Raw genomic sequence first — 13,877 nt, forward strand, 5'->3', positions numbered from 1 at the left:
GTAAATCATGGCTGCTATTACCATCATGGATTATCTATATGTCCATGTCGAGCAACAACCAGAGCAGCGAGCGCTGATCTGTGTCGATCGTAAAAATCAAATCACCTATAGTTATAAAGCACTTTATGCACAAAGCTTGCTTGTTGCGAGTCACATTGCGCCGTTAGTTTCAGCAAAAGAACGTGTATTAATTCTTATGGATACAGGAATTGATTACGTCACTAGCTTTTTAGCATGTCAGTATTTGGGAGTTACAGCGATCCCCAGTTTTGCGCCAGAATCAACTAAAGCGCAACATATTGCACGTACACTCGGCATTGCTGAAGATTCGCAAGCGACGTTAATGCTTACGAGTCGTCGTTTCGCAGATACCGTAAATGTAATGTGCGAACAGCTTGCAGGCAGCCAAATATTGGTGGTTGATGAGCTTGTTGACAGCTATGAAACCCCATCTCGTTATGAGGCACAGCCAAACGACATTGCATTTTTACAATACACATCAGGATCGACAGCAAAGCCCAAAGGTGTGATGGTCAGCCATACAAACCTAATTGCTAATGAGATAGCGATTGCTGAATCACTCGAGACATCAACTGAAGATGTATTTGTTAGTTGGTTACCGCTATTTCACGATATGGGCCTTATTGGTGGTTTATTGCAGCCTTTATTTACGGGTTTTCCATTGGTATTGGCATCACCACGCTATTTTATGGAAAAACCACTAAGGTGGTTAGAGTTGATCAGTGAATACAAAGGGACCATTTCTGGTGGGCCTGATTTTGCTTTTCGCTTATGTATGGAACGGATCAAAGAAAAGCACAAAGCGACATTAGATTTATCGAGTTGGCGTGTTGCATTTTCTGGTGCAGAACCAATTCGCCATGATACGTTGTTAGACTTCGCTGATCATTTTACGATGACAGGTTTTAAACCAGGTGCATTGTATCCATGTTACGGGTTAGCAGAAGGGACATTATTAGTCACTGGCAGTAAAGCCAGTGCAGGGGCGCACATAAATGCATTTTGTAATGATGCATTAAGCCAAGGCAAAGCTATTAAAGTCCCCACACAAGATCGTCGTAATAACAGTGAATATAGCCATCAAGTAAGTTGTGGCACTCCCCCTTCTCAGCATTTACTTAGGATCACGTGCTCCAATACATTCGTTGAATTGCATGAAGGTCAAATTGGCGAAATCTGGGCTGCTGGGCCAAGTATCGCTGTAGGGTATTGGCAGAATGAGCAAGCGACAGCTGAGACATTTGTAGATTGCGATAATCATCGCTGGCTTAGAACGGGTGATGTGGGCTACCTATACAAAGGCCAGTTGTATATCTCTGGGCGTCAAAAAGATTTGATCATTATCAATGGTCACAATATTTATCCGCAGGATATTGAGCGTAGTATTGAGGCTGGCTTGAGCTTTGTACGTAAAGGGCGAGTATCGGCATTTCCTGTGCCAAGTGTCGAGCAGGGAGAGGGCATTGGCTTAGCCATTGAAACCAGTAATAAGTTTCGGGACGAGATGCCCAAAGAGCAAGTCGCTTTAATCGTCAGAGATTATGTTATTGAACACTTTGGGCAAAGTCCTGAACTAGTCCTATTGCTTGATCAAGGTGCTTTACCTAAAACGTCCAGTGGTAAATTGCAGCGCAGTGCTTGTTTAAAGTTATATGGCTTTAAAAAGCTGGCGATTTATGGCGACTTCAATCGTGATGCACTAGGGCAATTACAGAGCGTGCAAGAGACCGATAATAGCCATTGGAGTGAGTTGGAAACAACAGTAGCCACGATATGGCAATCGGCGCTTAATTACCCGATACGTCATGACGGCGCAGACTTCTTTGCGTTGGGCGGAAGTTCCATTAAAGCGGTGCAACTTTTGGCGAAAGTGGAAGCCGAATTCTCGTGTCATATTGCGCCAACCAGTTTATTTAAAGCGCATACCTTTGGCCAATTCTGTGCTTTGCTAAAAAGCACATTGGACAATACCCAAGCCCTGCAAAAGATTATGCCTCAGCAGCTGTCTAGCAGTGAACTCAGCGCTCAGCAATTACGCCAGCTATTTCTGTGGCAATTGCAGCCGCAAAGTAATGCATACCATATTGGTGCTCAGATAGTACTCACAGGAAAGCTTTCACAGCAATGGTTACAGCAAGCGTGTGAACAGGTTTTATCAGAGCATGCTGTTTTACGCCATCGTTATTATAAAAATGACCAAGGGCAATGGCGTCAAACGGTAACGAAGCAAAATCTAAACTGGCAGTATGTTGATTTAAGGTCTGAGCAGAATATTGCAGCACAAGCTGACAGCTGGATAACGACGTTGAACAGTAAAGCGTTTGCCCTTGAAAAAGGAGAAAATTTCCGTGTTGGGCTCGTACAATGCACAGATGAAGAATATATCTGGGTGATGAGCATGCATCACATTGCATCAGATGCGTGGACATTTGATTTATTACTGCGTGCGGTAAGTCTGCACTATCAGCGGTTAGCTCAGGGCCGAACATTAGACAATCACCAGTCTGAAATTGAGTATGGTGATTATGCTCAGTGGCAACAGCAGTGGTTAGCAACTGAGCAAGCGCAGCAGCAATTAGCCTATTGGCAGGACGCGCTGAGCTTACCGGCTGATGAATTACTCTTTGAGCCTCAACACCCACGACAAGTAGACATGGTGCCATTAGCTACCTCAATATTACACTTAGATTATCAACAAGTTGAAAGTTTACAGACGCTAGCACATAAACACAGTGCCAGTTTATTTATGTTGCTATTAAGCAGTTTCCAAGCGCTATGTTACCGTGTGGGCAATAAACCGAACCCACGAGTAGCGATCCCAACGGCCAATCGAAATAATAGCCAAGTACATGGCTTGGCTGGCTTTTTTATAAATACCCAGCTAATTAATTCAGATATTGATGCCGCCGATAGTTTTAGTGACATATTGATACAGTGTAAAAATCGCACGTTGGCTGCACAAGATAACCAAGATTTCCCCTTTGAAAAATTAGTGGAAATCATTAATCCAGAGCGCCATGTTGGTCAAACGCCTTTATTTCAAGTGATGTTCAATCATGTTGAGCATAGTTTAGACATGCTAGATGCGTTACCTGATGTGTCGCTTGTTGAGGTAGCACCGCTAAAACATGAAGCGCAGTTTGATTTAAGTATTGATTCACGCTTATTCAATAATGGTCAATTGGCGCTTGAGTTACAGTACAATGAAGCGTTGTTTGATGCCTCATTTATTGAATATTTGCAAAATGCATGGGCTAGCTTACTCGCTCAAGTAGTGAAGCACCCAGATCACGCAATCGGTAATTTGGCACTCCTTAGTGATACAACACGTATGCTTTTACAAGGCCAAGGTAGTAATGTTATAGCGCCATCTAGTCACTGGCTGGTTCAATTAAGTGAATATGCAGGGCAATATCCACAGCGTACAGCGGTGATCTATAAAGACGAACAATTTAGCTATGAATGGTTAGAGCAAACCTCAAACAGGTTGGCCCATGCTTTACTGGCTGAAGAGTTAGGGGAAAACCCTGTTGTGGGTGTACTGTTGGAGCGTACCCCGCTGATGTTGGCAAGTGTGTTAGCCTGTTTAAAAGCCAATATTGCCTATCTCCCATTAGATGCCCAATTCCCCGCTGAAAAGTTAAACTATATGCTTAAAGACAGTGTATGCAGCGCCGTGATCAGTGACCTTGAGCACACTGGAATTGTTTTTTCTGGGCAATTGCTAGCACCTGTGCAGCTGCTAAATCAGCATTATAAAAAGACCAGTATTCCTACCGTATTAAAGCATCCGGCACATATTGCCTATTTAAACTATACCTCAGGCTCGACTGGTCAAGCCAAAGGTGTGGCGATTAGTCATGATGCATTGGCGCAGTATATCGAGTCTGCGAAACAGTTTATTTCGCTCAGTGAGCAAGATGTGGTACTACAGTTCGCGACCGCTAATTTTGATGCGTTTGTCGAGCAAGTGTTTCCGACGTGGTCTGCAGGCGGTGCAATTGTATTGCGAGATGACGCGTTATGGGATGCGAAAACACTCTATGCACAGGCGCAACGTCATAATATTACGGTGATGGATTTAAGTGCGGCTTATTGGCGCAGTATTGCCTCAAGTTGGGCGTATCATCACGAGAATATTGCGCCGATCTCGCTGCCTAAACTAAGGCAAGTTCACTCTGGTGGTGAAGCAATGTCTATCACTGCTATTGCAGACTGGCGACGCGCAGGACTTGAGCATGTTCGCTTATTAAATACATATGGGCCGACTGAAATAGTGGTGGAAGCAGCAATTTACGATTGCCAAGCTAATCCTCCTGTTGATGCGGTTCCTTTAGGTGAACCGTTACACGGACGTAAATTGTATGTACTTGATCACAACCTTGAATTAGTCGCCGAAAAGCAGATCGGTGAGCTATATGTTGGCGGTGAGATTATTGCGCGTGAATATTGGTGTCGAGCTGGACAAACGGCCAGTCAATTCATCGCAGACCCATTCAGTACCAATGGCGCGCGTATGTATGCGACTGGGGACTTAGTGAGTTGGAATAATGGCCAGCTACAGTATCACGGCCGTCGAGATCATCAAGTTAAAGTACGCGGCTTTAGAGTAGAGTTAGGTGAAGTGGAGCTGTGTTTAACGCAATTGCCGATTGTTGATGCTGCGGTGGTTGTTACGCAAAACAGTGAGCATGGTATAGAGCTTATCGCTTATGTGGAGTGTAATGCGCAGGCGTTACCAACTGGCGATAGTATTAAACGCGCGTTGAGTGAACAGTTACCACATTACATGATCCCGAAACACATCGTCGTAATGGCTCAATTGCCTATTAACGCCAGCGGTAAATTAGAAAGACATAAGCTGCCAAAGATAACGTCAGAGCAGTCGGTGTCTCCGTCTCAGGTTGTACTGGCAAGTAATGATGTTGAGCGCTTAATTAGTCAAATATGGCAGCAGCACTTAAAGCAGGCAGAGATTGACCGTCAAGCCAACTTTTTTGACATCGGTGGTCATTCTTTACTACTTATGGCAGTACATGAATCAATTCAAACTTATTACCCCAACGTGCAATTAACAGACTTGTTTACCTATCCAAGTATTGCCACATTGGCAGAGCACCTTTCTGGGTCATCAGTAACGGTAAAATCTCAGTCTAAACCATCAGCTAAACAACAAAAGAAAGGCATGAATGCATTGGCTGCTCGTCGTAAAAAATCAAGAGAATCATAAATATGTCAGATATAGAATATAATGAATTAGACATCGCTATAGTGGGTATGGCGGGACGTTTTCCTGATGCAAATAACGTCGAAGAGCTTTGGCAAAATGTCGCAAAGCAACATTGTAGCATCACATCATATAGTGATGAGCAATTGGGTCATGCTGGGGTAGATAGTGACACGTTGGCGGATCCTGACTATGTCAAAGCAGGGATCCCGTTCTCTGGTATTAAAGCGTTTGATGCCGGCTTTTTTGGCTATAGTCCCAAGGAGGCTGAGCAACTTGACCCTCAACAGCGTATTTTTTTACAGACGTGTTGGCATGCATTAGAAGATGCGGGCATCACGCCAAGTGCTGATAACTTAACAGGCGTCTTTGCGGGGTGTGGCGTACCGAGTTATTTATTGCAAAATCTGTTATCAAACAACACGCAGAATGACATAACGAGTTTGTTAGCTTTAACAAACGGTAATGATAAAGACTCTTTAGCAACACGGGTGAGCTATGAGCTCGATCTTAAAGGCCCGTCGGTCACCGTGCAAACAGCCTGTTCAACCTCGTTGGTTGCGGTTCATATGGCATGCCGTTCACTGCAAAACTTTGAAAGTGATGCAGCACTCGCTGGCGGTGTATGGCTAAATTTGGCATCTGAGCAGGGGTATCATGCACCCGCTGGGGGGAGTTTATCTCCCACCGGACAGTTAAGTGCATTTTCAGAAAATGCCGATGGTATCTTAATTGGTAGCGGAAGTGCAGCAGTGGTATTGAAGCGTGTTGAAGATGCACGCAATGCTGGCGATACTATTCTGGCAGTGATCCGAGGTTCAGCGGTTAATAACGATGGTAAAGATAAGATTGGGTATACAGCACCGAGTGTAACAGGCCAAGCCAACGCGGTGACTGCTGCACTTGAATTTGCTGACGTGGACCCAAGTTCAATTGGATATATTGAAACACATGGCACAGGTACTAAACTCGGTGATCCTATCGAAATTGCAGCACTTCGCGATGCATATCAATCAGATAAAACACAATATTGCGCCATTGGTTCTATTAAAGCCAATATTGGGCATTTAGATTCAGCTGCAGGTGTGACTGGTTTGATCAAAGCGGTTCAAGCTTTGCGACATAAACAATTACCTCCGAGTATGTATAGCAAGCCGTTAAATCCGGCCATTGATTTTTCGACGAGTCCATTTTATGTTAATGACACATTAAAAGCATGGGAAAGTGATACACCTCGCAGGGCGGCTGTTAGTTCGTTAGGGATGGGTGGTACCAATGCACATGTTATTTTAGAAGAATATGTCTCGCAGGAGCAACCGGTATTAGCAGCGTCAGCACTTCGAGCTCCTTGGTATATCTTACCCGTGAGCGCTGCGACCAAAAGCGGGCTGATAGATCAAGTTGCTGCGCTTCAAAAGATGTTGGTCGCGCAGCCATATAATCTCCCTGAGGCAGCTGCTCAATTACAGCAAAAGCGTGCAGCACTGGCCTATAGAAAAGCGTTTGTGGTCAAAGACCAAGAACAAGCAGTCGCGATGCTAAGTCGTGAAGTGGTTGCTAAGAGAGTAACGGATACGCGTATTGGCTTACTGTTTTCAGGACAGGGTTCTCAGTATGTAACGATGGCTCAGCCGTTGCTCAAACATAACGCGTATTTTAAATCCGTGTTTATCGACACAATGAGCCATTTTTCTGAACAATTACAACAGCAACTTAATACGGTGTTTTCACCTGATGAAGATCAAGTTTTATTAGCGAATCAACACCTTAACCAAACGCGAGTGACGCAGCCTGCATTATTTATAGTAGGTTATGTGATGGCGCGTACGTATCAGGCATTAGGTGTAACGATTACGGGCATGCTAGGGCACAGTATCGGCGAGTATGTCGCAGCATGTTTGGCAAATGTGATGTCATTAGAAACGGCGGTTACGTTGGTAACGGCCAGAGGAGAAGCGCTACAAGGTATGGCACCTGGTAGCATGTTATCTGTCGTGGCAGATGAGCAAAGTATTGCCCCTTATTTAACTGCTGAGCTGGATATTGCCGCGTTAAATAGCCCGACTAATACGGTGATTGCTGGGACAAAAGAGGCAATAAAAGCATTACAGACACAATTAAAGGCTGAACAGATAAGTTGCACACGACTCCATGTATCTCATGCATTTCATAGCCATTTAACTGAATCGGTATTACCGGAGTTTAAAGTTGCTTTAGAGAAAGCGGACTTAAGTGCGCCTGACATTGCGTTTGTGAGTAATGTCACTGGACAGTTGATCACAGATGAGCAAGCAACATCGGTACAGTATTGGTTAGATCACATTCGTCAGCCAGTCAAATTTGCCGAAGGGGTACACACGTTATCTGAGCAGTGTGATGTGCTCATTGAAGCAGGGCCTGGTGATACGCTGCATAAATTGGTTAAGCAGGTGGGTATTACGAAAGAGTTGACGGTTTTAAACTCTATTGCTCATGTGCGCGATATTAAAGAAGTCATAGCGCCTTTTGCTAAAACGGCTGCAACGTTATGGCAATTAGGATTAAATATTGATTGGCAACTTGTTGGAGAGCTTACGCCGAGTATGGCTAAAGTATTGCCAGAATATCAGTTTAGCCAGGAAGAATATTGGGTTGAGGTAAATCAAGACCGTAGTGTGTCAGCGACACGGGGAACAGAGTCATCTAGTTTACAGCCGCAATTATTGCAACCTATTTGGCAACAGCAGCCGTTGAATGCTAAGCGTCAAGATTTGAGCGCAGAGCACTTTTTATTATTGGCTTCAGACTCTCAGGTATGCAGCGCACTGAGTACGGCGCTTATTGAACGTGGCGCACAATTAACCACGTTATGGGCAGTACAGAAAGGTCACATAGAGTTTACGATTCAAGACAATGGCCACATTAATTTTGATCACAAAAACCCCACTCATTGGGAAAAGTTACATGCCTATTTAGCGGATGGTACACAGGTAACACATTTTGTAGATACGCGCTTTTTTATGTCGGCACAATCGGATGATGTCATTGGTTATGAGGCATTACTGCCACTGGTACAGCACCTAGTCGCCACCTTTAATGTGCGCTTAAGTGTGTTAGCTACCCAGTTGTTCTCAGTATTGGATGATGAAAGTTTATCACCAGAGAAGGCCACGCTCTTGGGTCTAACCCGCGGGTTGCCTCTAGAGCATAATACGGTCACGCGTGTGATTGAATTCACAGATGCAGATACGACGTTCAGTGAAGATGTATTGACAAAATTAGTGGCTGATTTAGTGGCTGATAAGCCAGAACATAATGAAATTGCATATCGAGGTAAGCAACGTTTTGTGCTCAGTCAGCAAGCGATTCCTGTGAGTGCTGATACATCGATAGAGTCGGGTGTTACGTTAATTACCGGTGGCTTGGGTGGTGTAGGGTTACATCTGGCTAAATACCTAGGTGAGCAAGGTCACAAGCTTATTTTGCAAACTCGTAGCCAGTTTGCACCTGAGTCTCAGTGGCAAGCATTACAGCAAGCCAGTGATACTGACGAGAAGTTACATAAGCAGGTAACGGCTTTATTATCACTGCAGGCGCAGAATGTTGATGTAATGGTGATCACTGCTGACGTACTGGACCTCGTACAGCTTGGGCAGTCTGTAAAGTTAGCTGAGCAGCAATTTGGCACGATCACGCATGTTGTTCATAGTGCAGGGCTACCGGGTGGTGGGTTCATTGCTGGGATGTCAATGGCACACGCTAGCGTGACCTTATCGAGCAAAATTCAAGGTACGCAGAACGTTTTACATGTGTTTAAAGAGCATGCTTTACAGCAGTTCGCGGTGTGTTCTTCTTTAGCCTCTGTATTAGGCGCATATGGACAAAGTGACTATTGTGCGGCCAACGTATATTTAGATACATTGGCTCGGCAATCACATAATTTCCCCGTTGTCAGTATTAACTGGGATGCTTGGGCTCAAACCGGGATGGCTGCTAAGTTTGACTTGCCTGAGGGGGTAGGGCTGCAAGGTGATATTGGCGCTGCCATGTTGGCTGATATTTTTGCTTGTGGTCAGTCGCAAGTGTATGCAGCGAGCATGAGTTGGTCACAACTAGTACGGGTAACGCGCGAGACGGAGCAGGCGATTTTAAACGCTAAAGCGAAGCCTGCAGGACATGGTCGCCCAGATTTAGACACCGAATATGAAGCACCTGAGAGTGAACTTGAACATAAGCTGGTAGCTGTTTGGCGCGAGTTTCTTGGTTTTGATCAAATAGGTGTATTTGACAGTTTATTTGCCTTGGGTGGTGACTCATTGATAGCGATTCAAATGTTGGCGAAAGTAAAGCAGCAGTTCTCCATTGAATTAGAGCCAGCGGAGTTCTTTGAAGATCCGAGCATTGATAACTTGGCCTATATTATTGAAGGAAAGCTTATAGAACAGCTTTCATCATAGAAGAAAATGTTAGCCCGAATCTGAATAGATTTGGGCTTTTTATTGCAATTGTTCAGAGGCTAAAATTAAAAAATAGCGGCCCATGAACTTGGCGATACAGACAATGGCTTTGTCCTCACCTATTTAGCGCGTTATTTGTATCGCGGGGTGATTAATGAGCAAAACATCATTGAAAATCAACACGGGAATGTGACCTTTCGTTACCGCGAGAGTGCCACCAAATAAGATAAATACATCACTGAGCCAGGCTGTGATTTTTTATGGCGAGTATAAAGCACGTCCTGTCAAAAGGCTTTCAACGTTCGCGTAACTGCGGGTTTCTACATGGCAATGCAAAGCGCACATGACGTTGTATCTGGCGCGTATTGGCCGTCATATTATGAGGCCAATACGCGCTGTCGGGCTGACGATATAAAACACGGATGTGATCTTATTCTAAGGAGTTGGAGTCGACGTAATAACAAAACTAAACGCGTGAATTAAACCAATACGCAGCCTTAGCCACACTCGGCCTGAAAAAAATAATCAAGCAGCCAAGCAAAGCGCCTATCAATTTATTTACTATAAATAAGCGTCAACATTAGCAACGGGCTTGTCCAGCAATAGGATTAAGTAGCGGCTTCGCGCAACCTATCCTTATTTATTATGTTCACTTACCCGTAATAATCGTCATGTTTAAGTGACTTTATAAAGCTCTCGAAATTAGAAGCGAGAAATGTAATTTTATAATCAGACTCTTGATCGACATGTACAACTTCAGGTTCACCATTATTACCACATTTACGGTAATCTAGAGCGACCATGTCATGTCCTGCAGATGGGCAATTGCAGATATACACTCCAATTTCAGGGTACTCCCATTCGTCGATCATAAATTGGCTACCGAGTTCACCACAAAGAGACCAACTTTTATTTTTACTAATACCGAAGATACTAGTAATTGCCACATGATCATCAGACCACGATGTAGGTTCGTTACATGGTACAGCTGTATTATTGGGGCTTCCACCATTTTGAGTTTTCATTAACTCAATATAAGAAGGAGGTAATTTATAGCCCAATTCAATTTCTATTTCTTCAACTAGTTGATCCGTAAAAGGTTCACAAACATATTCTTTTTCGGCATATTCACATTCTTCCCAGAAGCTATTAAGGTCGAAACCTTCGTAGAGTATTTCCATAATTATCTTGAGTACACCTAAATTTGATTTTGAAACATAACGAGCCTGTAGAATAACTCGTTTTCAATTTGTTTTTATTGATGCCTCAACCATAACTGAGTTCATATTTTGGTTCAATCGGTTACTTCTATTTTACGTAAAATATAAAAGCGGACTTGGTGTTGTTTTAATGGGCGTTTTGGAAGGGATTGCAGGTGTGAGTGGTTTATTTGAGGTAGTAAGTGTTTATCCTTAGTAATGCATCGTGTTTCTCAGCTTTTCTAGATTATGAACAAGGCAACAAAAAGTAAAAAAGACAGGCATATATTTTGACAGAAAATTTAGCACCTCCCCGTCGTGGGGAGCCTTATCATTATTCTTTTGCACACTGTTAGTTACAGAGCTTAGAATTGAATAGTTTGGCAGGAATTTTAGGCAAAAAAGGCTAAATTAGGTGGGCACCAAGGATGGCAGTGAATAATATTTGCCCGTGCAGTTATCTTCTTTATTGGCTTCGCGTGCAATGTATTCATTGAGATTTTTCATATACTAGCTGATGTCATACAATTTTTCGCCATTTAGCGATGATCTCATTGAAAAAGAACGCACTTGCCATATCTTGCTGCTCACCATTTCAGTAACGATCAACCAAAACATGGCCGCTATAAAGCTGATACTAGCGTTTAATTACTTCATCATAAGAGCAATCAAGTGCTTGGCGCCTATTGACGTTCACGACAAGGTGGTAGTGATTGCTCATTATCGCGTAGGCAGCCATTTCTATGGCGAACACATTACTTAATAACTTAATTCGCTTTACAGGCCACTCCTACGGTGATCAATTTATCATCACCCCACAAGAATGCGCGTCTCACGCATCGTGAGATTAAGTGGTAATAGGATGTGGATGCTAAATCAATAAGCTTTTTCTTTGCGCGAGTCATAAAATATAAAATCATCAACAGCTGGATAATATAACAGTAATTGATGCTGCAGATTTTGCAAAAAATTTATGCCTGTCTTGCTTTATTTCATGAGATCGTAATAAGAGAGCAGCTATATGTGTTTGCCGTAAGAAGCTACTTGCTTAACTGCCACATCCACAGACGAAATAAACGAATTTGTTTATTGCTTTAGAGTTGACCGTCACTGTATAAAAACGGCCAAAAAGAACACTAGTGCCTATTGACAGATTTAAGGCTCATATGTGTTATACGGGAATTACCACCTTACCAATGGTACTCGCAAAACCACCAACTTTTACATTGATTACAGTAGAGTTATCAGATTCAACAGATGCTGTAATTATAGAAGTACAATCCATAGATCTACCTTGCTCAAAAACATAGTCACATCCCAAAGTTAGATACTCTGTGAGATAACATGCTAAAGCACCACTAGAGCTGCCCGTGGCTGACTCTTCTGAGATACCAAATAATGGAGCAAAATTACGACAGCTTGCTGTAAGTTTACTTTCAGGGTCACAAAGCTCAAAAACATGAAAACCAACAACTTTATGCTTTTCGCAAAAGTTAGCGATTAGTTCATCATTTGGTTCTATTACATCTAAATATCCGTTAGGAACAGGAATAATCACATCAGGTAGCCCCGTTGAAATGACTTCAATAGGTAACTTCGTGCTTTCTAGTATGCTGCTTTCAATACCAATAACTTTTGAAATTTCTTGGTATGAAAAGGTATCTAATTTTTGCGGTAATTGCTGCTCCATCACTACTTTACCATTTGACTCGATGATCACTGGTAACATTCCAACTTTCGTGCGTTGAACATAAGAGCCTGCTGCAAGAATACCCTTTTGGTACAGAATAGCAAAAGTTGCTAATGTAGCGTGGCCGCAAAAGTCAACTTCGCCTGTTGTAGTATAGAAAGAAACTTCATAATCAGCTTCGTCATCACTGGAAACAAAAGCCGTTTCTGAATATCCTACAGCTTGTGCAATTTTCAGTTTTTGAGCATCCGATAGTTGGTCGGCATTCAAGACAACACCTGCAGGGTTTCCGCCTTTTCCATTTATTGTAAATGAGTTTACCAAAGCAACTTCGATATTAACCAACACTCAGTCTCCCGTATAACGAGCCTGTAGAATAACTCGTTTTTAATTTATTTTTATTGATGCATCAACCATAACTGAGTTTAAATTTTGATTCAATTGGTTACTTCCATTTTACGTACAATATAAAAAGAAGACTTGGTGTTGTTTTAATGGGCGTTTTGGAAGGTATTAAAATAAAGTGCCACCCATTAATGGCAAGCATGTTGCGGCCTATCAAATCTTCATCATCGGATATCATTAATACTTGCGTAAATAACGGCTCAATCTGTTCATGCATTTTGGCCACGAAGCCTGCTATCGATGTGTAATGCGGTTGGATATCACCTGACGCACTCATGAACAAAACATTAGTCTCACACGCTTTAGCAATACGGCGACTGCTGATCAAACCATGTGCATAACCGAATAAAATAACCTTTAACATCACCGAAGGCTGATACGCCGCAGCCCCCGTTTTATCGTTGTTATACCACGCATCTAATCCTGATAAATCGAGCTTATTTTCGATAATATAACAAGCGCATACTCAAATGTGCCTGGCAGGATTTGCTCAGAAAGATTGATAGGAATGAATTTATTTTGGCAGGAGAAACCAGGCTTATAGTTGGCCATAACAGTTTACGAATAATATCTATTAGAACACAGCAATCCTGTGGATTTGACTTTAAAAACAACAAGTCGAAAAAGGTGCTGTTAGTTCTTGCAAGGGGTAATTATACGCACTCAACGCTCTATTCATGTAATTTACCTATGCACTATCAAGTGGCGATTTGTCAGCTCTTACCGAATATGAGGTATTAGAAGGGGGACGGTTAGATCTTGAGGTGGCTTGGGTATACAGATTAGCTGTATCTGTGAGCAGATAACGAATCAAGCTGAACTGTGTATTCTCTATTATGTTGCGAGTGTGGTGTCTTAGGTAGAAATAAAGGCGCTGCATAGCTTGATTTTTTTGGTTT

5 protein-coding genes and 1 pseudogene are annotated in these 13,877 nt (G+C 42.8%); 2 read left to right on the forward strand and 4 right to left on the reverse strand.

The features are described from left to right. Positions 1 to 7: 7 nt before the first annotated feature. The gene (locus HH219_RS13675; RefSeq protein WP_169327786.1) at positions 8 to 5,251 is read left to right on the forward strand and encodes a non-ribosomal peptide synthetase; all 5,244 of its coding nucleotides are present in this window, start codon (positions 8 to 10) and stop codon (positions 5,249 to 5,251) included. Between the two features lie 2 nt (positions 5,252 to 5,253). Further along, positions 5,254 to 9,684: a type I polyketide synthase gene (locus HH219_RS13680; RefSeq protein ID WP_169327787.1), complete on the forward strand. Its 4,431-nt coding sequence runs from the start codon at positions 5,254 to 5,256 to the stop codon at positions 9,682 to 9,684. A 653-nt stretch (positions 9,685 to 10,337) separates the two neighbouring features. Here the strand turns inward: HH219_RS13680 and HH219_RS13690 are convergent. From HH219_RS13690 to HH219_RS22055, 4 genes and pseudogenes are all read right to left on the reverse strand, one after another. Continuing rightward, positions 10,338 to 10,865, reverse strand: a complete 528-nt coding sequence (locus HH219_RS13690) for an SMI1/KNR4 family protein (protein ID WP_169327789.1) — start codon at positions 10,863 to 10,865, stop codon at positions 10,338 to 10,340. Positions 10,866 to 11,324: 459 nt separating this feature from the next. Next, positions 11,325 to 11,788 (reverse strand): annotated as a pseudogene (locus HH219_RS22050) (transposase); the annotation flags it as partial. Between the two features lie 266 nt (positions 11,789 to 12,054). Further along, positions 12,055 to 12,921, reverse strand: coding sequence for a PhzF family phenazine biosynthesis protein (locus HH219_RS13700; RefSeq protein ID WP_349251623.1), 867 nt, complete (start codon positions 12,919 to 12,921; stop codon positions 12,055 to 12,057). A 97-nt stretch (positions 12,922 to 13,018) separates the two neighbouring features. Next, the gene (locus tag HH219_RS22055; protein WP_249118527.1) at positions 13,019 to 13,342 is read right to left on the reverse strand and encodes a transposase; all 324 of its coding nucleotides are present in this window, start codon (positions 13,340 to 13,342) and stop codon (positions 13,019 to 13,021) included. Positions 13,343 to 13,877: the final 535 nt, after the last annotated feature.

The organism is Pseudoalteromonas sp. NEC-BIFX-2020_015 (assembly GCF_012952265.1).
In the GTDB taxonomy this organism is placed as follows: domain Bacteria; phylum Pseudomonadota; class Gammaproteobacteria; order Enterobacterales; family Alteromonadaceae; genus Pseudoalteromonas; species Pseudoalteromonas neustonica.

Excerpts from the sequence above, each read along its gene's own strand:
- HH219_RS13675 (WP_169327786.1), top strand. The coding sequence starts at position 8 with ATGGCTGCTATTACCATCATGGATTATCTATATGTCCATGTCGAGCAA.
- HH219_RS13680 (WP_169327787.1), top strand. The coding sequence starts at position 5,254 with ATGTCAGATATAGAATATAATGAATTAGACATCGCTATAGTGGGTATG.
- HH219_RS13690 (WP_169327789.1), bottom strand. The coding sequence starts at position 10,865 with ATGGAAATACTCTACGAAGGTTTCGACCTTAATAGCTTCTGGGAAGAA.
- HH219_RS22055 (WP_249118527.1), bottom strand. The coding sequence starts at position 13,342 with ATGTTAAAGGTTATTTTATTCGGTTATGCACATGGTTTGATCAGCAGT.